At 63.9% G+C, this 20,585-nt stretch carries 21 protein-coding genes; 10 read left to right on the top strand and 11 right to left on the bottom strand.

The features are described from left to right. Entirely contained in the window at positions 1–1,044 is a 1,044-nt protein-coding gene (locus AC07X6_RS22890) for a hypothetical protein (protein ID WP_494792510.1), read from the top strand. Positions 1,045–1,164: 120 nt separating this feature from the next. Continuing rightward, positions 1,165–2,286, top strand: a complete 1,122-nt coding sequence (locus AC07X6_RS22885) for a glycosyltransferase family 2 protein (protein ID WP_230541877.1) — start codon at positions 1,165–1,167, stop codon at positions 2,284–2,286. Between the two features lie 28 nt (positions 2,287–2,314). Here the strand turns inward: AC07X6_RS22885 and AC07X6_RS22880 are convergent, their stop codons facing one another. Both AC07X6_RS22880 and AC07X6_RS22875 read right to left on the bottom strand, forming a co-directional pair. Then, the gene (locus tag AC07X6_RS22880) at positions 2,315–4,477 is read right to left on the bottom strand and encodes a putative bifunctional diguanylate cyclase/phosphodiesterase (protein ID WP_494792509.1); all 2,163 of its coding nucleotides are present in this window, start codon (positions 4,475–4,477) and stop codon (positions 2,315–2,317) included. Between the two features lie 116 nt (positions 4,478–4,593). Beyond that, positions 4,594–5,043 (bottom strand): hypothetical protein, encoded by a 450-nt coding sequence (locus AC07X6_RS22875; protein WP_230541875.1) that lies wholly within the window; start codon positions 5,041–5,043, stop codon positions 4,594–4,596. A gap of 206 nt (positions 5,044–5,249) precedes the next feature. Between AC07X6_RS22875 and AC07X6_RS22870 the strand changes: the two genes are divergently transcribed. Continuing rightward, entirely contained in the window at positions 5,250–5,717 is a 468-nt protein-coding gene (locus AC07X6_RS22870; RefSeq protein ID WP_070291265.1) for a PACE efflux transporter, read from the top strand. On the opposite strand, the gene AC07X6_RS22865 is transcribed toward AC07X6_RS22870, so the two are convergent. Next, a complete protein-coding gene (locus AC07X6_RS22865) occupies positions 5,693–6,574 on the bottom strand; it encodes a LysR family transcriptional regulator (RefSeq protein WP_474290782.1) in 882 nt (293 codons plus the stop codon). The two genes, AC07X6_RS22870 and AC07X6_RS22865, sit on opposite strands and share 25 nt — an antisense overlap. A gap of 68 nt (positions 6,575–6,642) precedes the next feature. Here AC07X6_RS22865 and AC07X6_RS22860 point away from each other — a divergent pair, with 68 nt between their 5' ends. Beyond that, positions 6,643–6,846 (top strand): DUF3460 family protein, encoded by a 204-nt coding sequence (locus tag AC07X6_RS22860; RefSeq protein WP_230541873.1) that lies wholly within the window; start codon positions 6,643–6,645, stop codon positions 6,844–6,846. Between the two features lie 6 nt (positions 6,847–6,852). On the opposite strand, the gene AC07X6_RS22855 is transcribed toward AC07X6_RS22860, so the two are convergent. Together AC07X6_RS22855 and AC07X6_RS22850 are read right to left on the bottom strand one after the other, a co-directional pair. Continuing rightward, on the bottom strand, positions 6,853–7,602 hold the full coding sequence (locus AC07X6_RS22855) for a YcbK family protein (RefSeq protein WP_494792508.1): 750 nt from the start codon (positions 7,600–7,602) through the stop codon (positions 6,853–6,855). Positions 7,603–7,701: 99 nt separating this feature from the next. Continuing rightward, positions 7,702–8,538, bottom strand: a complete 837-nt coding sequence (locus AC07X6_RS22850) for an EAL domain-containing protein (RefSeq protein WP_494792507.1) — start codon at positions 8,536–8,538, stop codon at positions 7,702–7,704. 234 nt (positions 8,539–8,772) lie between these two features. Here AC07X6_RS22850 and AC07X6_RS22845 point away from each other — a divergent pair, with 234 nt between their 5' ends. After that, positions 8,773–9,585 (top strand): class II glutamine amidotransferase, encoded by an 813-nt coding sequence (locus AC07X6_RS22845; protein ID WP_494792506.1) that lies wholly within the window; start codon positions 8,773–8,775, stop codon positions 9,583–9,585. 66 nt (positions 9,586–9,651) lie between these two features. On the opposite strand, the gene AC07X6_RS22840 is transcribed toward AC07X6_RS22845, so the two are convergent. Further along, positions 9,652–10,182: a GNAT family N-acetyltransferase gene (locus AC07X6_RS22840; RefSeq protein ID WP_494792505.1), complete on the bottom strand. Its 531-nt coding sequence runs from the start codon at positions 10,180–10,182 to the stop codon at positions 9,652–9,654. Between the two features lie 302 nt (positions 10,183–10,484). Between AC07X6_RS22840 and AC07X6_RS22835 the strand changes: the two genes are divergently transcribed. Further along, the gene (locus AC07X6_RS22835) at positions 10,485–11,540 is read left to right on the top strand and encodes a sulfate ABC transporter substrate-binding protein (protein ID WP_494792504.1); all 1,056 of its coding nucleotides are present in this window, start codon (positions 10,485–10,487) and stop codon (positions 11,538–11,540) included. A gap of 57 nt (positions 11,541–11,597) precedes the next feature. Here the strand turns inward: AC07X6_RS22835 and AC07X6_RS22830 are convergent, their stop codons facing one another. After that, positions 11,598–12,083, bottom strand: a complete 486-nt coding sequence (locus AC07X6_RS22830) for a hypothetical protein (protein ID WP_494792503.1) — start codon at positions 12,081–12,083, stop codon at positions 11,598–11,600. 173 nt (positions 12,084–12,256) lie between these two features. Here AC07X6_RS22830 and AC07X6_RS22825 point away from each other — a divergent pair, with 173 nt between their 5' ends. Further along, positions 12,257–12,475 (top strand): TOBE domain-containing protein, encoded by a 219-nt coding sequence (locus AC07X6_RS22825; protein WP_034757699.1) that lies wholly within the window; start codon positions 12,257–12,259, stop codon positions 12,473–12,475. A 64-nt stretch (positions 12,476–12,539) separates the two neighbouring features. Here AC07X6_RS22825 and AC07X6_RS22820 read toward each other — a convergent pair whose 3' ends face one another. Together AC07X6_RS22820 and AC07X6_RS22815 are read right to left on the bottom strand one after the other, a co-directional pair. Beyond that, positions 12,540–13,289 carry a LytR/AlgR family response regulator transcription factor gene (locus AC07X6_RS22820; protein ID WP_230541868.1) on the bottom strand — a complete coding sequence of 250 codons (750 nt, stop codon included), beginning with the start codon at positions 13,287–13,289 and terminating at the stop codon, positions 12,540–12,542. Beyond that, entirely contained in the window at positions 13,286–14,539 is a 1,254-nt protein-coding gene (locus AC07X6_RS22815; RefSeq protein ID WP_494792502.1) for a sensor histidine kinase, read from the bottom strand. The genes AC07X6_RS22820 and AC07X6_RS22815 overlap by 4 nt, the downstream gene beginning before the upstream one ends. A 416-nt stretch (positions 14,540–14,955) precedes the next feature. Between AC07X6_RS22815 and AC07X6_RS22810 the strand changes: the two genes are divergently transcribed. Continuing rightward, entirely contained in the window at positions 14,956–15,834 is an 879-nt protein-coding gene (locus AC07X6_RS22810; protein WP_035826880.1) for a serine hydrolase, read from the top strand. Here AC07X6_RS22810 and AC07X6_RS22805 read toward each other — a convergent pair whose 3' ends face one another. After that, complete coding sequence (locus AC07X6_RS22805; RefSeq protein ID WP_230541865.1) at positions 15,835–16,767, bottom strand: DMT family transporter; 933 nt, start codon at positions 16,765–16,767, stop codon at positions 15,835–15,837. It lies immediately after the preceding gene. Between the two features lie 111 nt (positions 16,768–16,878). Between AC07X6_RS22805 and AC07X6_RS22800 the strand changes: the two genes are divergently transcribed. Further along, positions 16,879–17,778, top strand: a complete 900-nt coding sequence (locus tag AC07X6_RS22800) for a LysR family transcriptional regulator (protein ID WP_494792501.1) — start codon at positions 16,879–16,881, stop codon at positions 17,776–17,778. A gap of 7 nt (positions 17,779–17,785) precedes the next feature. Here AC07X6_RS22800 and AC07X6_RS22795 read toward each other — a convergent pair whose 3' ends face one another. Beyond that, positions 17,786–19,723 (bottom strand): methyl-accepting chemotaxis protein, encoded by a 1,938-nt coding sequence (locus AC07X6_RS22795; protein ID WP_494792500.1) that lies wholly within the window; start codon positions 19,721–19,723, stop codon positions 17,786–17,788. Positions 19,724–19,922: 199 nt separating this feature from the next. Here AC07X6_RS22795 and AC07X6_RS22790 point away from each other — a divergent pair, with 199 nt between their 5' ends. Beyond that, positions 19,923–20,585, top strand: coding sequence for a thiol:disulfide interchange protein DsbA/DsbL (locus AC07X6_RS22790; RefSeq protein ID WP_230541862.1), 663 nt, complete (start codon positions 19,923–19,925; stop codon positions 20,583–20,585).

Below are 20,585 nucleotides of genomic sequence, written 5' to 3'. Positions count from 1 at the left end.
ATGCAAATCGTTCAGACCTCCTCCTCTTCCGGCGTTGCCGCCAAAGGCGCCGGCACCGCCCGCGTCGTCGATGACGCGTCCGCCGCGGTCAAAGGCAGCGCCAGCGCGCGCAGCGAGGCGCCGGCAGCGAGGAGTTCGACGGCGAGCCTGCAGCGTGGCCTGAGCAACTGGGATCACCAGTTGCAGGGGGAAATTTCCAACGCGCAACAAACCCTCGACTACCTGGAACGCAGCAGCAGCCAGCTGCAAGCGCTGAAAAGCGAACTGGCGGCCAAGCTGGCCGCGCGCCAGGGCCGCGAGGGGCAAGTCGAGGCAAGAGTACGCCAGTTCAGCAATACCTGGCGCCAGCGCGCCAGCGCCTCGGGCGGCACGCTCGACGCGCAGCTCAGCTATACCAGCCCGCAGGCGGCACAGCAGAACTTCAGCATCCGCGGCCTGACCATGGCCAGCCTGCAGGAAGGCCCGCAGGAAGTGCTGGCCTTTTCCGTCGGCGGCGCGAACCAGGCCTTGCGCTCGGTGAATATCGAACCTGGCCTGAGCGCGAACGACATCGTCTCCCGCTTCGACCGCGCACTGATGCCCTCAGGCATAGGCGTGAAGCTGGGCGAGAATGGCGAGCTGGTGTTCAGCACCTCGGAAGCCGCCTGGGCCAACGTGCGCGACAGCCTGTCCGTGCGCGGCAGCGGCATCCGCTATCCGACGGGCCAGATGAGCCGCGTGCGCACGGATGTGGAGCCGGCCGCCATCGCCCCGGAAGAATGGCATACGGGCGACACGGAAGCCCTGCGCGCCACCTTGCAGCAAGTGGTGCAGGCGCTGGCGCAGTTGCAGGCGGCGCGCAGCGCCGTCAGCCTGGCCCTGGCGCAAGCCACGGGAAGGGTTGCCCGCGCACAACCGGTGCAAGTGGCCGTCAGCATGGATACCCTGGCGGAAAACTTCACGGAAAAGGCCAGCCAGCCCGGCTATGAATCGCTGCTGGCGATCAGCTCGGCATTGGTAGGCATCAGCCGCGAACGAGTCGTCGCCCTGCTGGGCCTGGAATAAGCCTGGTCCGGCGGCGCAATTGCCGGACGCATGCGGCATCAATAGTTACGGCAGGAAATTTCATTTCACAAAAACAAGAAATTCAGTCAAGATAGCGCCACTTCCATTGCGCACCTATCCATGACCGACACCATCTCGCTAAGCCTCATTGTTCCTGCATACAATGTCCAAGACTATATTCGCGCCAGCATCGTGGCCATTGCCACGCAAATGCGGCCATGCCATGAGCTGATCGTCATTGATGATGGCTCCAGCGACAGTACGCTGGCAGAGCTGCGGCGCTTGCAGCAAGAGTTCGAACACTTGCGCATCACTATCTTCGAGCAAAGCAACCAGGGGGTCGCAGCGGCCCGCAATCAGGGCCTGGCGCTGGCACGCGGCGACTATATCGCCTTCGTCGACAGCGATGACATCCTGTTGCCCGCTTCCCTCGATGCCCTCGATGACGTGATACGTCAAGCGCGCCCCGATGTCATCGCCTGCGACCTGCAATTCTGGTATCCGCAACGCGAGTCGAAAAACAAGCGGATCACCACGGCCTTTGCGCCGCATGTCTTGACGACAAGTAAAGACGAAATACTCAATACCTATTTTGACGAATGTCATATGTTCGTCTGGTCGAAGATTTTCCGACGCGAAATTTACTTGCGGCAGACGGCCCCCGTCTTTCCACAAGGGCGCGTCTATGAAGATGTGACTGCGTTGCCGCAACTGCTCGACAGCTGCGACAACCTGTATTATTTGCCGCATTGCATTATCAACTACCGCCAGCGCGACGGCAGCATCAGCAAGACAAGCAGCGTCAAGTCGTTCCGCGAACTGTCCACCGCCCTGCTGCCGGCGCGCCGCCACTTTGCCGAGAGCGGCCTGAACGCCGGCAGCCGCCTGTATTTCGACGTGGCGCTGTGCCACGTCTTCATCGGGATCGTCAAGGACACCTACAATCTGCCATTGCTGCAGGGCCGCCGGCTGCGCAAGGAAATCCGGGCGACCTTGCTGGGGGCGCTCTTCCATCCGTGGCAGGACGTGCTGGCGGCCATGCCGCTTCCCCGGGACAGCCAGGGCGGGCGCGATGCCGCCGCGGCACAGGAACGCAGCGAGTTCCGCAAGAAGCAGGCAAGGCAATTGCGCCAGGTGCTGGGCGGCAGTATCGCCTTTGACGTGAAACAGACCGTCAGCCGCACCGTGCGTGCCTGGCGCAACAAGCTGAGGATGGGCCTGGGCCGCGCCGCCGTGTCCTGAGCATCCCCCGTGCCTTGAGCATCCCTTGTCAGGCCGCGATCAAGGCGGCCAGTTGCTGCGCCGGCAGCGCGCGGGAAAAGAAGTATCCCTGCGCATAATCGCAGCCGGCGGCGCGCAGCACATCGCGCTGCGGCGCCGTCTCCACGCCTTCGGCCACGACTTTCAGCCCCAGCCTATGCGCCAGTGCAATGATCGCTTCGCACAGCCCCTGCCCGGCGCCGTCGCGGCCCAGTTCGGCGACCAGCGAGCGGTCGATCTTGAGAAAGTCGATATCGGCCTTCTTGATGCACGCGAGCGACACCTGGCCGCTGCCGAAATCGTCGAGCGCCAGGGCCAGGCCCATGGCGCGGAACTGGCGCAGGCGGTCGGCCACCTGGCGCGCCTCGTCGAGCAGCACCGCTTCCGTGGTTTCGATGACGATGGCGCCCGGCGCCAGGCCCGCCCGCGCCAGGGCATTGCCCCAGTCCTGGTACAGCGCGGCATCGCAGCGGAACTCCACGGCCGACTTGTTGATCGATATCTGAAATACGGCGCCTAGCTCGTCCTGCCACTGCCGCGCCTGGCGCACGACCTGGCGAAACACCCATTCGCCGATATCGACGATCAGGCCGTTCGCCTCGGCAAAGGCGATGAAGTCGGCGGGCACCAGCAAGCCGCGCAGCGGATGGCGCCAGCGCAGCAGCGCTTCGGCCCGCTCGATGGCGCCATCGCGCAGACGGATGATGGGCTGGTAATGCACTTCGAACTGGTCTTGCGCCAGCGCCAGGCGCATCTCGCGCACCATGTTGCGGCGCAGTTCGGCAGCCTGCTGCAAGGCCGGCGTGAAATAGCTGTAGCCGTTGCGCCCGCCGCTCTTGACCGCATACATGGCCTGGTCGGCATGCCGCAGCAAGGCGTCCGGCGCCTCGGCGTCGGCCGGATACAGTGCCACGCCCACGCTGGCCGACACTTGCGCCGAGTCGCCGTCAAGCAGGAAAGGCAGGGCCAGCGCGGCCGTCAGCTCCTGCAGCACGCGCTCGATGCCGCCCAGCTGCCCCACGCCGGCCAGGATGACGGTGAATTCGTCGCCGCCCAGGCGCGCTACCGTATCGGTGACGCGCACGTGCTCGCTGATGCGCCGTGCCGCCTGGCGCAGCAGCATGTCGCCCTTCTCGTGGCCCAGGCGGTCATTCACCTGCTTGAAATGGTCGAGGTCGATGAACAGCAGGGCCAGGCACCCGCCCTCGCGTTTGGCATGGGCCGCCTCGTGCTGCAAGCGGTCGAGAAACATGTGGCGGTTCGGCAAGCCCGTCAGCTGGTCGAAATTGGCTTGCCGCCAGATGCGCTCGGACGCCGCGCGCTGCGCCGTGATGTCGCTGACCAGCGCCAGCGCGCCCAGATAGCTGCCGCCGGAGTCGAAGATGGGATTGGTGGCCAGGGTGGCCCACAAGGTGCTGCCGTCCCGCCGCAGGAACTTGAATTCGTGCCGCTCGACAATGCCATCCTGGCGCCGCGCAATGTTGCGCTCCAGGATGGCGCGCCCCTCCTCATCCATGAAGGCAGCCAACGGCTGGCCCAGCATATCCTCGATCCGGCAACCGAGCATGTGCGCCATCTTCGGATTGACAAAGCTGGTCAGCGCCTGCGCATCGATTTCCCAGATGCCTTCCTCGGCGCTGTGCACGATACGCCGGAAACGCTCTTCGCTGCGTTCGAGCACGGCCAGCTTGCCCTCGGCCTGCTCCAGCACCAGGCGCAGCGCCTGGCCATTCGGATCGGCGCTGCCCAGCAGGCTGACGGGCAAGCCGGCCTCGCGCGCGCCGGGACGCGGCGGCGGCAGCTGCACCTGCAGCTGGATGCGCTCGGGCTCGCTGCTATTGAGCACGCGCTGCACGAACCGCTCGTAATCGTGGCGGAAGGCTTCGTGCACATAGGAACGGAACAGCACGTGGCCAAGGCGCTCGCGCGCCAGGCCGAACAGCTCGGCCGCCACCAGGTTGACTTGCACGATCGCGCCATCGAGGCCGAGCACGAAATAGGCGACGGGCGCCAGCAGGTATAAATCGTTGAAATAGGCTTGCTCGCGTTCGGCCTTCACCCGCTCCGGGCTGAAGACGCCATCATCAAGCAGGGGCGCGGCATGCCGCGGCACGCCGTCGTGGACGCGCGGGGAGGAATCCGGAGCAGGTACCGCTAGCGGTGGTGTGTCCATGGCTGTCCTTTGCACCGCCGCCCAGGCAACAAGGTGGGTGCAGTAGCGAGACTAGCACGCGCCACGCGCAGTGTCGAGCCATGCCTGCCATGGATAACTGTTCTGCAACAAGCCGCTCAGCGGCCCAGCCCCATGCCGCGCCGGCGCAAGCCGAAATCATGGCCGACCACCAGCAAAGTGCTGGCGACCAGGCTGGACAGTCCCACGATGAGCTGAATCAGCTTATCGTCAGGCAATATCCACAGTGACGAGTCCGGCGTCTCGCAGCCCGTGGCCGCGCTGATCAGGGGAGCGACCCAGGCCGCGTCCGGCGTCACGTCGAGCACGACGGCGCCATCGGCGCTGGTCTGCATATAGATATCGCCCCCTTCGGCCAGGGTAAAGCAGATGCCCACGCCCGTTTCCGTGGCGCGGATATTGTCCTGCATGCTGCGGTTATGTTCCTCGATCCACACTTCCACGTCGTACGGCGTTTCCAGGTGTTCCCACGGACGGGGGCGGAAACGGGGACGTTCGTCCGCGCTGGCGGGGGTGTCGGGGATGTTGCTGTCTGCTGCGCCTTGCATGCTCGTTGCCTTTTCTGCGGTGATGTTCTGCGGTGATGTTCTGCGGTGATGCAGGGGAGCGTTCGCCCGCCAGCCGCCATTATCCCCCGTTCCTGGGCAACATGCGATTACGCGCATCAATGCATCAGAAAAACTGACAGCTATTAACTTTTAACATCAGCATGACTGACTTAAAATACGCGCCATCTCTTCTTTACAGGTTTTACATGCAAGGCATCAAACGCAAAATCGTCTACGTCACGGCCTTTGAAATCATCGGCATGGCCATTTCCACGGCCTGGCTGACCCTGCTTTCGGGCGAATCGCCCACCAGCACGGGCCCGCTGGCCATCATGATCACCACCATCGCCGTGATCTGGAACCTGCTCTACAACACGGCTTTCGAATATTGGGAAATCCGGCAAGTGTCGCGCACGCGCACGGTCTGGCGCCGCATCCTGCATGCGATCGGCTTCCAGATCACCCTCGTCATCTACCTGATCCCGCTGATCGCCTGGTGGCTCGACATCAGCCTGTGGCAAGCGTTCGTGCTGGATTTCGCGCTGATGCTGATCATTCCCTGCTACAGCTTCATCTTCAACTACTTCTTCGACGGCCTGTTCGGCGTGCCCCTGTCGGCGCAGCAGCCGAAGGAAGAGCCTGCTGACGTTCAAGCCGCTTCGCTGAGCAACTGAAGAAAGGACCGCGCCGCCATGCCCAGCGGCCGGTCCTTCATCCATACCAGGTGGATGGGCACGACCAGGCCATTGCCCGTATTCTTGAACGCCACGCGGCGCACCCGCCCCGCCGCCAGAGAATGGGCGATGGCCGAGGCGGCAAAGTTGCCCCAGCCCAAACCTGCTTCCACCATCGCCAGCGCCATCGGCAAGCTGTCCGTGCGCCAGTAGGACAGCCCCACCACGGGGCGCGCATCGGCCAGGTCGAGTTCGCGGCTGGCCACGATGATCTGGCGCAAATTCACCAATTCCTCGATATACAGGGGCCGGCCCGCCGCGTCGGGCGGATGCTGGGTGGAAATAATCGCCAGCAAGGCATCACTGCCCACCAGCTGGAACTGTTCCTCGTGATTGATGCGCCCGCCAGCGAAGGCCATGCAGGCGCTGATGCGGCCCCGGTGCAGCATGTCGAGCACGTCGTCCTGCGGCGCCGTCAGCACTTCGATGTCGAGCAGCGGATGGCGCTGCGACAGCGCCCGCACGGCAGCGAGGAAGGGCGTATGGTCGAGTTCGGCCGCGATGCCCAGCGAAATGCGGCTTTCCAGCCCCTGCGACAATTCCTGCACGTGCAGGTGCAACTGCTTCAGCTGCTCGGCGATCAGGCGCGCGTGGGGCAGCAGCGCCATCGCGGCCGGCGTGGGCACGGCTTCGCGCGCGCCCCGGTCGAACAGGGCGATACCCAGTTCCGCCTCGATGTTGGCCATCGCCATGCTGACGGCCGACGGCGCCCGGCGCAAGGCGCGCGCGGCGGCCGAGAACGAGCCGCCGTCGACGACGGCCAGGAACAGTTCGATGTTATGGCTGGAGAGTTTCATGGAAGAGAGCCCGGCACTTTTGCGTGCGCCAGAGGTCAAAAGCCAGGCCAGGCAAGAAAGGAGCAGCCATGCCGCATCGACTTCCCTACCGCCGCAGCGGTTATGTATCGGACTTTACGCGCTTTATCGACGGCTATCTGCAGGCGCACCCGGAGGTGCAGGCCAGCCAGCGCCTGGGCTGGCGCATTTTCTGGGAGCGCCCCGTGAATTTCGACGCATGGCGGCGCGCCGGCACCGATAGCGTGCCGGAGCCGCCCTACCACTACGACTAAAAAGTCTTAGCCTTTCCAGACGCGCTGCAATCCCGTATCGGCATGTATCCAGCCGCCACGGGGGCCGGAGCGGTAATAGAAGCCCACGCCGCCCTGCTTGAAGCTGCGCACGAGCGAACCGAGCACTTCCGCGTTCAGATTCGCCACGCGGATGTCGGCGGCGCGGCCCGAGATGTGCAGCGACTGGCGCGCGGCCGGCACGCCCGCTTCGCGCAGCTTGCCGTTCGATTCGGCCGTGCGGTAGCCCGACAGGATTTCCAGCGGCTGCTCGATGCCGTAGCGGGCCACGAACGCTTGCGTGCCCCACAGGGTTTCCAGCAGTTTCGGGTCGATGGGGGCCGTCTTCTTGCCGTTCACGTCGCGCAGCAAGTGGCACAGTTCCTGGTAGGCCGAATCGATGACTTCGCCATCTTTCCAGTACAGCAATTTCGCTTTTTCATTGCTGGCCGGGCGCACCACTTCCAGGGTGCGGGGCTTGAGCCAGAATTCCAGGTCCAGCGCCTGGGCATCGAAGATGTCGGGTGGCGGTTCCATTTCCGTGATCGCCTGGCGCGACTGCGAAGTGATCGAGCGGTCGACGCTGGCCAGCTGCGTGGGCTGGGGCGGCACGCCCGTGCGCGGAGCGCGCGGCTTGGCGCCGGCCGAAGCGGAGGCGGGAGCGGCCGTGCGCGAGGCGCAGCCGATGAGCGGGGTGGCTACCAGGCCCAGCGCGGCCAGGCCCATACCGTGGTGTAGAAAATTTCTGCGCGATGCCATAGTCAGTCCAATGTAACGATGGGAATACTATAGCGTATTGTGCTGCGAAGAAAAACCCTCAATGCCTATCGTGCCGCCCTCATTTCAGCATTGGACGCCCTAGGCGGCGGCCGCGCTGGCCACCGCGTCCCGATTTGCCTGCGCCAGCGCCGTCAAAGGCTTGTCGAGCAGATAACCCTGGGCCACGATGGGCAAGCCCGTGATGGCGGCGACGCGCTGCAGCGCGGCCAGCGCGGCCGGCGTGTCGAGGCGCTTGAAGACGACGCGGATCTTCGCCGCATGGCACACGGTGACGAAGCTGGCAACGGCTTGCTCGTCGCTGAGGTTGCCCGCGTCAAGCTTGAACGCATGCGGGTGCAGGCGCTCCAGCATGCCCGTGGCCTCCTGCACACTGGCCACGTTGATGGCCAGGCGGAAACCGTTGCGCCGGTAATTGTCGGCCACGTAGTTGAGCAGCCAGCCCTGGTTCGGCGTGACCGTCGGCAATTGCAGCACGATGCGCTCGATGGGCAAGCCCAGCGCGTCGAGGATGCGCTGGAAGGCGTGCCCGTGATTGCTGCTGACGGCACTGAGCAGGCGGTCGTGCACGTTCAGGTACAGGTCGGACTGCTCCGCTTCCGCCTGCCGGAAAAAATTAATGGCGTGCAACATGCGACACAGGCGGTCCAGCTCCACGGATTCGTCGTCGCTGGCCGCGTGATCGAGCAGGCGCCACAGCGACAAGCCCTCGTCCGCCTTCGACACGCTGCGCGCCAGCCCCTCGAACGCCACCAGCTTGCCGCTGTCGAGTTCGCGCAGCGGCTGGAAGGCGCTGGTCATGGTGCAATTGAAAAAACGCCCCAGCGCCCTGCCCTCGCCGTCGAGCCAGACGCTGGTGCCGGCCTGGGTTTGGTGCGACAAACGGGCCAGGTAGTTTTTCAGGACGGGAAATGGCATACGTGCTCCTTCATCGGGCTGCGCCGCCGGCTCTCGTGGGGCAGGCGGCGCCAAAGTGTGCAGACTAAGGCAGGTCGAACCAAAGGAGAACGAATGGTTTCACCATTTGATATGCGTCCAGCGAATAAGGTCACGGCAACGGCCAGCGCATATCAATAGTTGGAAACATTCGTTCCAGCGCCCTGCCCCGGCCTTTACTGTGGGCGTGTACCGATACCATCAGGAAGGGCCGCCATGTGCCAGTTACTCGCAATGAACAGCAGCAAGCCGGCCGCGCTGGGCTTTTCCTTTGCCGGCTTTGCCGAGCGGGGCGGACGCACGGACGAGCACCGCGACGGCTGGGGCATCGCCTATCATTCCAGTAGCGGCTGCACCTTGCTGACGGATCACCTGGCGGCCATCGATTCGCCGCTGGCCGCCACGGTGCAGCGGCATCCCGTGAAGGCGAAAAACATCGTCGCGCACATCCGCAAAGCCACGCAGGGCCGCATCGCCCCGGAAAACACCCACCCGTTCGCCCGCGACCTGTGGGGCAAGACCTGGTCCTTCGCCCACAATGGCGACCTGAAAACGTGGCGCGCCCCCGCCAATGCCCACTACCGCGCCAGCGGCGACACGGACAGCGAACAGGCCTTCTGCCACCTGCTGGCCCGCTTGCGCGCGCAGTTTCCCGCCGGCGAACCCGCGCGCGCCGCGCTGCGCGCCGCCATCGCCGAGGTCGCCACGGAAATCGCCGCGCACGGCACGTTCAATTTCATCCTGTCGGACGGCGAACTGCTGTTTGCCCACTGCTCCACGCATCTGCACTATGTGATACGCGAATACCCGTTTTCCGTGGCGCAACTGATCGACTGCGAGCGCAGCATCGATTTTCGCCAGCACAACCACCTGGACGACCGCATCGCCGTCATCGCCACGCATCCGCTGACGCAAAACGAGGACTGGCTGGCATTCGCGCCCGGCGAACTGAAACTGTTTGCGAACGGCACCTTGCTGCAGGCGAGCGATGGCGCGCAACAAGGCGTGTATATCCAGATCAGTTACTGAAGGGAAATATTCAAAGGAAGGAAATGGCCCGCCGCCGGATGGGCGGGCTGAAGTGCAGAAAAGCCGTCAGGCCGAATTGCAGTTGCAAAAACGCTTGCGCTTGGGGTCGCCGCTAGCGAGACCCGCGGGATCAATCTGTTTCCAGCAAAAAATCGTTTCCACGCCATACGGCGAGCGCACATTGCCCGCCTCGATATAGCCCTGCTTGACGAAAAAGGCCTGGCTGCTGGCCGTGCTGTGCAGTTGCAGGGCCTTGATGCCCCATTCGCGCGCCTGCGCTTCCAGCTGCGCCACCAGCGCCTTGCCGGCGCCACGGCCTTGCGCCTCGGGCAGCAGGTAGCACAGGGCCAGCTTGCCGGCGCGCGTCAGCAGGCCGACGCCGACGACGGCGCCCTGCTCGACTGCGACCAGCGAAAAATTGGTAGGCGACGCAAACCAGCACGCCACCATCTGCGGTGTTTTATTGCCCAGCCAGGCTTCCAGGATGGCCGGATCGTCCCGATGATCGAGGCTGCAGCATTCGACGATGGAGCGTCGTAATACATTGCACGCCTCGAAAGCGTCGGTCGATGTTGCAATACGAATTTCAAGACTCATGTACGCTCACAAAATATTCCAGTTGCCGATGCAGACGGTTTTACCCCTGTATCGCGCGATTCGACTATACACCAAGCGGCGCAATCGGGTTTTTTCGCGCCACGCCACGGGGCGGATTTGCCTATGGCGCCCTGCCTGCAGACTAAGTGCTGATGCGCATCTTGCCCACGAATGTTTCCAGAAATCGATATCTGTTTTTTAGCGCAAACGGGAATCGGATCTAAGCATATTACGAAAAATTCGTTTCTTTTCCGGCCGGAATTTTAGACTATGACTGTCTATTCTCACAACAAGAGTTCAACATGACCCATTCCAACGCCGTATCGACTGCCGCAGCGACACTCACCCAACGCTCGCGCCGCTGGTTCCTGGCCAGCGCCCTGGCCGCTTCCGCTGCCGCCATGAGCCTGCCGATGGCTGCCAGCGCCGCCGAACCCGTGGTCTTGCTGAATGCCTCGTACGACGTGATGCGCGAACTGTTCAAGGATGTGAATCCCGCATTTGTTGCTGATTGGAAAGCCAAGACGGGCGAAACCATTACCATCAAGCAATCGCACGGCGGTTCCAGCAAGCAGGCGCGCTCCGTCGCCGATGGCCTGGAAGCGTCCGTCGTGACCATGAACCAGGCGAATGACATCGACATCCTCGTCGACCGCGGCCTCGTGGTGGCCGACTGGGCCAAGAAATTCCCGAACAATGCGGCGCCGTTTTATTCGACCATGGTGTACCTGGTGCGCAAAGGCAACCCTAAACACATCAAGGATTGGGACGACCTGGCCAAGCCGGGCATCAAGGTCATCGTGCCGAACCCGAAAACCTCGGGCAACGGCCGCTACACCTACCTGGCGGCCTGGGGCTATGCCGTGAAAAAAGGCGGCAGCGAAGCGCAGGCGCGCGAGCTGGTGACCAAGCTGTTCAAGAACGTGCCCGTGCTCGACGGCGGCGGCCGCGGCGCCACCACCACTTTTACGCAGCGCGAAATCGGCGACGTGCTGGTGACGTTTGAAAACGAAGTGCAACTGGTGCGCGCCGAATTCGGCGATAACTTCGAAGTCGTGTATCCAAGCATCTCCATCCTGGCCGAGTCGCCCGTGGCCGTCGTCGACAAGGTGGTCGACCGCCGCGGCATCCGCAAGGAAGCCACGGCCTACCTGCAATACCTGTACTCGGAGCCAGGTCAGGAACTGGTCGCCAAGCACTATTTGCGCCCCCGTTCGGCCGCAGTAGCGAAGAAATACGCAGCCAGCTTCAAGCCGATCTCCCTGTTCACCATCGATGACGTCTTTGGCGGCTGGAAACAAGCGCAAAAGAAACATTTTGACGATGGCGGCGAGTTCGACAAGATTTATCAGAAATAAGCTTGCGCCACATCAATAAAAAACCGGGATGAGTCCCGGTTTTTTATTGCCGCCGCGTCACTGCTTTTTCAGCAGCAGCTTGAATTGCGGCAGCCAGCGCCCGTCCACCTGCATCTCGCTGGCCGCCTCGTAGGCATCGCCCGACGGCGTCCAGCGCACGCGGTAGGTCAGCGCCTTGCCGCTGGCACCCACGTATTGCGTGGCGGGAAAGTCGAGGCCGCCGTCCGCCGGCAACATCGTGCCACGGCTATGGCCGCCGCTGTTTTCCACATACAGAAAGGCTACCTTGCCTTCGGCGGCATCGTGGTAATACGTGGTTTCGCCCACGTAATCGGGCTTGCCGGGGCTGCGCACCGTGTGCACGTCGCGCAGCATCCGGCCGCCATACAGCCACTGGAAACAGTGCTCATCCGTCTGCTTGCCACCAGGGAACTCTCCCTTCCAGCAATGCCCGGCCAGGAAAGCCATCGGCTGCAGGGCAGCGACCGGTTGCGCCAGCACGGCAAATGAGGGCAACAGCAGCAGCAAGGGCAATGGGCGCATGGCAAACCTCCTGGTCAATGCCAACGAGTATAGGCGAATAATATGCTTGCGCCAGCGCTGCCGCACACTTTGCGCATATCGATATGCGCATCGATTCGTGGTCAAAACCACGCGCGCGCCGTACTCTGGCCATGTCGCGCCGCACGGCGTATTACGGGCACAAAGGAAATATCATGGCTATCTCGGAAGTGAATGTACGCAACCAGTTTCGCGGCAAGATCAAGGAAATCATCTTTGGCCCCGTCGTGTCCGAAGTGGACGTGGAAACGCCGCACGGCATCGTCACCTCGGTCATCACCTCGCGCTCGATCAAGGATCTGGACCTGAAAGTGGGCAGCGAAGTCATCGCGCTGGTCAAATCGACGGAAGTGTCGATCGCCAAGATCCAGTAGGCGCGGCGCCGCCTCCATCACCACCCCCGCCCCGCCCCCAGATGCGGGGCGTTTGCCTTGCGGGCTAGTCGCGAAACAAATGCGTAAACGTGCGGCTGACGGGCAGCTTTTCCGTGCTGCCGCGCAGCAGTACCTGCATGCGCTCGGCGTCGATGCGCTCGGCCGCTTCGATGGCTTTCACGTTGACCATGGTGCCGCGGTGAATTTGCCAGAACTGTTCCGGATCAAGTCCCCCCAATAAATCCTTCAGCGGCGTGCGCACCAGCGCTTCCGAGCCGGCCAGCACCACGCGCGTGTACTTGGTGTCCGCCTGGAAGAACAGCACATCGTCGATGTCGATCAGGCGGATCTGCTTGCCCACGCTGGCCTTGATCCATTTCAGTTTTTCGCGCGGCGGCGCCGGCAAGGCGGCGCGCAGCGACTGCAGCAAATGGGCCATGTCGGCCGGCTGGGCGCCGAGTTTGTCGCGCAGGCGGGCCAGCGCGCGCGCCAGCCGTTCGCCCTGCACGGGTTTCAACAGGTAGTCGACGGCGCCCGCGTCGAACGCGTCGACGGCGTACTGGTCGTAGGCCGTGACGAATACCACGTGGGCCCGCGTGCCGATGCGCTCGGCCACTTCCAGGCCCGACAGGCCCGGCATGCGGATGTCGAGGAAGACCACGTCCGGCTCATGCTCGAGGAAACCGTCCCAGGCATCGTTGCCGTTTTCCGCCACCAGCACGACGCGCGCCTCGGGCCAGGCTTGCGCCAGCAGCATTTGCAGGCGCTCGCGCATCAGCGGTTCGTCTTCGGCGATCAGGATGGTGGCGTTCATGCGGCGGAGTCTTTCAGGCTGGATGCAATTTTGATGGGCAACACTATTTCAGCGATCACGCCGCCCTCTTCGCCGCCGCGCAGGCTCAAGCTGGCGGACGGATCGGACAGCAACAGGCGGCTGCGCACGTTTTCCAGGCCCAGGCCGCCTCCGGGCGCGCTGCCCGCGCCGTCTTCCGGCAAGCCCATGCCGCTGTCCTGCACGCGCAGGCGCAGCCTGCCATCGCCGGCGAGCGCGGCCGACATAACGATCTCGCCGCCACGCAACGATGGCTCGATGCCGTGTTTGATGGCGTTTTCCGCCAGGGTCAGCAAGATCATGCTCGGTATCGTCGCCTGCGCCAGCTCTGCCGGCAAGTCCAGGCTGAAGCGCAAGCGCGAGCCCAGGCGCGCCTGCATCACGCGCAGGTAGGCGGCCACCATCTCGAATTCGCTTTGCAAGGGCACGTGCTCGCTGCGCATTTCCGCCAGACTGGCGCGCAGGAAGGCGATCAGGTCGGACGTCAGCGCCGCTGCCCTGGGCGCGCCCTGCTCGGCCAGCTGCTGCACGGCGCCCAGGGTGTTGAACAGGAAATGCGGCTCGATCTGCGCGCGCAGCAGGCGCAGCTGCGATTCGCTCAGTTCGCGCGCCAGGCGGTCGCGCTCGGCATCTTGCTGCAACTGCAGGGTCAGCGCTTCGTACTGGCGGTTGCGCCAGAGAACGACGATGGTCATCGGCACCATGTAGACCAGCCCTGTCGTCAGCGCGGCCCAGCCGCCCACGCGCACGCCGTGCTCCAGCGCCGGACCGATGGAACTATCACCTTCCAGCATGGCGCGCAGGACGCCAATCGCCACACCTGCCAGGGCGGGCACAAGCAGCAGTAACAGCACCTTGAATTTCTTTTGCGCCAGCTTGCGGTAATTGAACCAGACCCCCAGCACGCCCCAGGCCATCGCCAGGCCGAGAATATTGCTGAGCACCAAGGCCTTGCTCCAGCCTACCCTGTCCGGCAGCAGCAGGTGCAGCGCGACGCCGAGAATGCTAAACAACAGCACCAGCCTGACCGCAGCCAGGTAAAAGCCGGCGCCCCGGTACTTGAGCATGAAGGCGTGGAATTGCTGGCGCTCGATCGGCGTCAGCGTGGCCAGCCGCAACGCCACCCAGCGCCGCCAGCCCTGCGGCAACTGGGCCGCCGTGTCCGGATGCGCAAGCACCCTGAGGGTTTCATCGTCGTAACAGCGATACCATCCGGCAAATTTTTTCCACATGCTGCGTTCTCCTTGTCGTATCAATCAGGCATGAACGCAGTCTACGGCGCCCCGGTTGCGGGACCTAGCGCGGGGCGACGAAGCACGAAGCGGCAGGCATCAACGACGACGCGCGCCGTGCCTGCCCGGCCAAGGCTGCCAATCTTGCTGAAATCATACGAAGTTTCCAAGATGAAATCAACAATTGCGCAACAATTTTCACTACGGCAAGAATAGCCCCATTTATTTACCAAATTGGCCGCAACGCCGCCTGTGGCGCCCTGATTCCGTAGACATCGCTTGATCTTTAATGGTATTGTTTAAGCTTGGCAAATATTGCCTCCGAGATACACGCCGCGTCCCCGCGCGGCCCGCTTCCGGATTTGCGCGCAGCGCCCACGATGGCGCCCCAAAACTGCTTTCCCACATACAATCCCATGCTCAAAAAAATGTTCGCCGCGGTGCTGATGACGCTTTCGACAGCGGCCATCGCCGTGCCCTTCGGTTCCCAGTCGATTCTGGTGGTCGAAGACGGCACAGGCAAAGTCTTGCTTGAAAAAAATTCCAACGTGGTAGTGCCCATCGCCTCGCTGACCAAACTCATGACAGCCATGGTCGTGCTCGACTCCAAGGCGAATATGCAGGAAGAGATCAGCATCGACCGCGAGGACGTCGATACCTTGAAACACAGCACTTCGCGCGTGCCCGTGGGCGCGACCCTGAGCCGCCACGACGTGCTGCAACTGGCGCTGATGTCGTCCGACAACCGCGCCGCCGCCTCGCTGGCGCGCACCTTCCCCGGCGGCCCGACGGCGTTTGCCGTGGCCGTCAACGCCAAGATCAAGGCACTGGGCATGCGCCAGACCGTGATCGAAGAGCCGACGGGCTTATCGCCGAACAACCAGTCGACGGCGGCGGACCTCGTCAAGATGGCCGTGGCCGCCTCGCGCTACCCGGAAATCAGCCGCATCACCACCGATTCGAAGGACGTGATCCAGATCAAGGGCCGCGACGTGGAATACCACAACACGAACCGCCTGGTGGGCGCCAAGGGCTGGGACATCGGCCTGTCGAAGACGGGCTACACGAATGAAGCGGGCCGCTGCCTGATCATGCGCATCAAGTCGGCCGGCAAGTTCGCCACCATGATCCTGCTCAACGCGCGCGCCAATTCCGTGCGCGCCATGGATGCCGTCAACATCCGCCGCATGCTGGCGGCCGAAAACGGCATCGAAGAGCCGAAGGTGATGCGCGCTTCCGTCAGCCGGCACAAGAAGGCGCCGGCCAAGCCTTCGAAGCGCCGCCGCGCCAAATAATTATTTCGCTTGCCGGTTGGTCATCACCACGCCGGCAATCGTCACCGCGCCGCCCACCAGCATCGACGCCAGCACCGGTTCGCCCAGCAGCCCCGCCGCCAGCACGATGCCAAACACGGGCACGAGGTTGTTGAACACGGCCGTGCGCGACGGGCCCAGCGCCTTGACGCCTTCGTAATACCAGACAAAGCCGATCACCGTGCCGAACACGCCCAGGTAGCCGATGGCGGCCCACACTTGCCAGCCGAAGCTGTGCCACGGCACCGTCGGGAATTCCACCACCGCCCCCACCAGCAAGAAGGCCAGGCCCCACATCGACGCGTACGTGGTGGCGGCGATGGGCGAGAGGCCCTTCAGCGCCACTCTGCCGATCAGGGTATAGGCGGCCCAGCTGGAAATGCCGCAAAACATGAACACTTCGCCCATGCCGATGCCGCCGCCCGTGCCGTGCAGCACGCCGGCCAGATCGCCGCGCGTGATGACGATGGCCGTGCCGCAAAACGCCAGCATGATGCCCAGCCACTTGAACGATCCCAGCCGTTCGCGGAACAGCATGGCCGAGGCCAGCGCCGTGACGATGGGATTCAGGGCCACGAACAGGGCCGTGCGCCCCGCCGGCATGCGCGACAGGGCCGCCAGGAAGCACAGGTTGTATAAAAAGATGCCCGTCAGGCCCAGCGCGGCCGTCGTCGCCAGCTGCTTGCGGTCCAGGCGCGGCAAGCCCCCTTCCAGCTTCCACGCCAGCACGACGAGCAGCAGCACGGCCACGCCGAAGCGCCCGCTGGCGGCCGTCATGGGCGGCATCTGCTGCGCCAGCACGCGGCCCGCGATAAAGGTGCCGCCCCAGAACAGGGCGACGAAAATCAGTTTGAGGTAGACGAGCGGCGATTGCGCGGCAGGCAAGGCGGCAGAGGGCAAGGCGGATGAAGACATGGGATTTCCTGTGAGGCCGTTTGCGCGGCGGGGTGGTGTACACTTATATATTAATACTAATATTAACTCATGAAATAATGAGCAAAAACTCATAGCACAGGAAAACCACAGATGACCTTCACGCAACTGGAAATCTTTACCCTGGTGGCCGAGCTGCACGGCTTTTCCGCCGCCGCCGCGCAGCTGGGCATCAGCCAGTCGGCCGTCTCGCACGCGTTAAAAGCGCTGGAAAGGGAGATGGGCGTGGACCTGATCGTGCGCCACCAGGCGTCGGCCGAGCTGACGGATGTGGGCCGCCAGCTGCTGGTGCGGGCGCGCGAAATCCTGGGACTATCCGAAGCCATGCGCCAGGAAGCGGCCGACGTGCTGGGCCAGCGCCAGGGCAGCCTGCGCATCGGCTCCTTCGGCCCCACTTCGTCGTTGAATCTGCTGCCGGCCATCACGGCGCAGTTCCGCCTGCGCTATCCGGGCATCGCCCTGCGCATCGACGAAGGCGCCGACCATGAAGTGGTGCAGTGGATACGCGAACGCCGCGTGGATGTCGGCTTCGTCGTGCTGCCCGACGAGCGTTTCGATACGGCGCCGCTGGTGGAAGACCAGATGATGGCGCTGGTGCCGCGCAGCCACCCGCTGGCCAGCGAAACGGCCATCACCCTGGCGCAGCTGTGCGAAGGGCCGTTCATCATGTCCGAGGCGGGCTGCGCCTGCCTGATCGAACCGCTGTTCGCCAACGCGGGCCTGCAGCCCAATGTCCCCTACCGCATCAGCCAGGTGATTACCATCCTCGACATGGTCAGCCGCGGCGACGGCGTCTCCATCGTGGCCGAACTGGCCCTGCCGCAGCGCTTGCGCGAGCAGTATCCGGAGCTCGTCGCCCTGCCGCTCAATCCGCCCGTCAGCCGCAAGGTGGGCCTGGCCGTGCGCGACCGGCGCCAGAACACGCCGGCCACCAACGCCTTTTTCGAGGTGGCGAAGCAGATGGCGCCGACCCTGGCGCCCCGGCGCGCCTGAACGCTGCTTAAAAGGTTTCCCACTCCTCGCTCGCTTCCGGCTTGCGCTGCGCCGCGGCCCTGGAGGCTGGCGCCTGCGCGATGCGCGCCGGAGCCGGCGCGCGCGCCACGGGCCTTGCGGCATGCGGCACGGCCGCCGGAGCCTGCCCGTCATCGAGCTTGAACACGCCCACCACCTGCGCCAGGGTGCTGGCCTGGTCTTGCAGGCTTTCCGCCGCGGCGGCCGCCTCTTCCACCAGGGCCGCGTTCTGCTGCGTCACCTGGTCCATTTGCGCGATCGCCTGGTTCACCTGTTCGATGCCCGAGCTTTGCTCGACGCTGGCGGCCGTAATCTCGCCCATGATGTCGGTCACGCGGCGCACGCTGTCGACGATTTCCTGCATCGTCGCCCCCGCCTCGTCGACCAGGCGCGCGCCCGAATCGACCTTGCCCACCGAATCGTCGATCAGCAGCTTGATTTCCTTTGCCGCCCCCGCGGAGCGCTGGGCGAGGCTGCGCACTTCCGTCGCCACCACGGCAAAGCCGCGTCCCTGCTCGCCCGCGCGCGCCGCTTCCACGGCCGCATTCAGGGCCAGGATATTCGTCTGGAAGGCGATGCCATCGATGACGCTGATGATGTCGACGATCTTCTTCGACGAATCATTGATCGAGGCCATGGTGTCGACCACCTGCGCCACCACCTGCCCGCCCTTGCTGGCCACGCCGGACGCCGATTGCGCCATCTGGTTGGCCTGGCGCGCATTGTCCGCGTTCTGCTTCACGGTACTGGTCAACTCTTCCATCGAAGCGGCCGTTTCCTCCAGCGAGCTCGCCTGCTGTTCCGTACGCGACGACAGGTCCTGGTTGCCGGCGGCGATTTCCGACGACGATACCTTCACCGATTCGCTGGCCGTGCGGATTTTCACGAGCACGGCGGCGATCTTGTCGATGAAGCGGTTGAAGGCATCCGCGATCTGCGCCAGTTCATCCACGCCGGAAGCGTCGAGGCGGCGCGTCAGGTCGCCCTCGCCCGAGGCGATGTCGTCGAGCGCGTCGCGCACCAGTTCCAGGCGCTTGAGCATTTTAAAGACCAGCAGCGACAGCAGCACCGCGGCCAGCCCCGTCAGCAGCACGGCCGTGACGGTGGCCGTCGTCAGCATCGTCTGCAAGGCTTGCATGGCTTCCTGCTGGTCCAGCACCACGGCCAGCAGCCAGTCGGTACCGGCCACGCGCGTCACATACAGCATGCCGTCGCGGTCATTCAGGCGCACGGCCTCGCTCTGGCGCGCGCTTTCCAGGCGGTTCACCTGCGCGGCCGACAGCGCCGCATCGAGTTTCGCCACCGGCTGCAGGCTCAGTTCCTTGTCCGCATGGGCGATGATGGTGCCGCTCTGGTCGACGAGGAAGGCAAAGCTGTGCGGCGTCGGCTTGATCGCCACCACGTTGGCGATCACCGTATCGAGCAGCACGTCCGCGCCCGCCACGCCCAGCAGCGCCTCTTTCGGCCCGACGGGCGCCGTAAACGACACCACCAGCTTGTGACTGGCCGCGTCCACGTACGGCGGCGTGAGCATCGGCACGCCCGCCTTGACGGTATCCGTGTACCAGGCGCGCGCCGTGGGATCGAAATCGGCCGGACGGCCCGGATGGGTAAACACGGAGCGCTTGTCCGCGTAGCCGATGAACACTTCCGCAAAATCACCGGCCTTTTCCGCAATCTGGAAGGCGCGCAGCGGATCGGGCGTCTCGGCCGACATGACGACGGAGGCCATGACCTTTTTCTTGCCGTCGACCCATTGCGCCAGCACGGCCGACTGGCTTTGCAGCAGCTGCTGCATCTGCTGGTCGGCCGACGCCAGCATGCTGTTGCGCGTAGTGACGTAATTGGCGACCGACAAGGCCAGCATGGACAGGACGACGATGGAGACGCAAATCAGCACCAGACGCGTGCGCAACGATGAAAACATGGTGTACTCCTTTGTGGTGATTTTTATGGTGTGAACCAGCGGCCTAGCCACGCACACTCTGCCGCCATTTTCACACAAAAATTGGAACGATATTATTCAATATTCGGAATAATAAATGTTTATTACATCAAAGCAACACCATCAGACGTTGACGCCCTACAATGATTGCCTCATAGTCAATCTTTTTAAAGGAGCTTCCATGCGTTTGCACCACGTCGTCCTGGCCTGCGCCAGCTTCGCCATCAGCAGCGCCTTCGCCTCGCCGCAAGCGCCCGTGCCGGGCAAGGAATATCAGGTGCTGGCCACGCCGCAGCCCGTGCAGGCGGCGCCGGGCAAGGTGGAAGTGATCGAGTTTTTCATGTACCACTGCCCCGCCTGCAATGCACTGGAGCCGGGCCTGGCGCGCTGGCTCAAGGACAATGCCGCCACGGTGTCGTTCCGCCGCATCCATTTGCCGCACACGCCGGCAAACGATCCGGAAGCGCATCTGTTCCTGACCCTGGAAGCGCTGAAGAAGGAAGAGGCGCTGCACGCGCAAGTCATGCACACCTGGCATGTGGAGCGCAAACGCCTCGCCAGCGACAGCGATAACCTCGATTGGGCGCTGAAAAATGGCCTGGACAAGGCGACCTTCGAAGGCGCCTACCAGTCGTTTGGCGTGCAGACCAGGCTGAAAAATCTGCCCCGCCTGGCCGCCGGCTACCAGGTCGACAGCACGCCCACCCTGATCGTGGGCGGGCGCTACCTGACCAATCCATCGCTGGTCGCCGGCGCCAACCCGGGCTTGCCGCGCCAGGACGTGGAGCAAGCCACCCTGCAAGTGGTGCAGGCGCTGGTGGCCAGGGCAAAGCTGGCGAAGTAA

The organism is Janthinobacterium sp. GW460-12-1-14-LB5, assembly GCF_059423585.1.
Note: the sequence above shows the minus strand (reverse complement) of the source record. Positions and strands in the feature narration are given on the sequence as shown.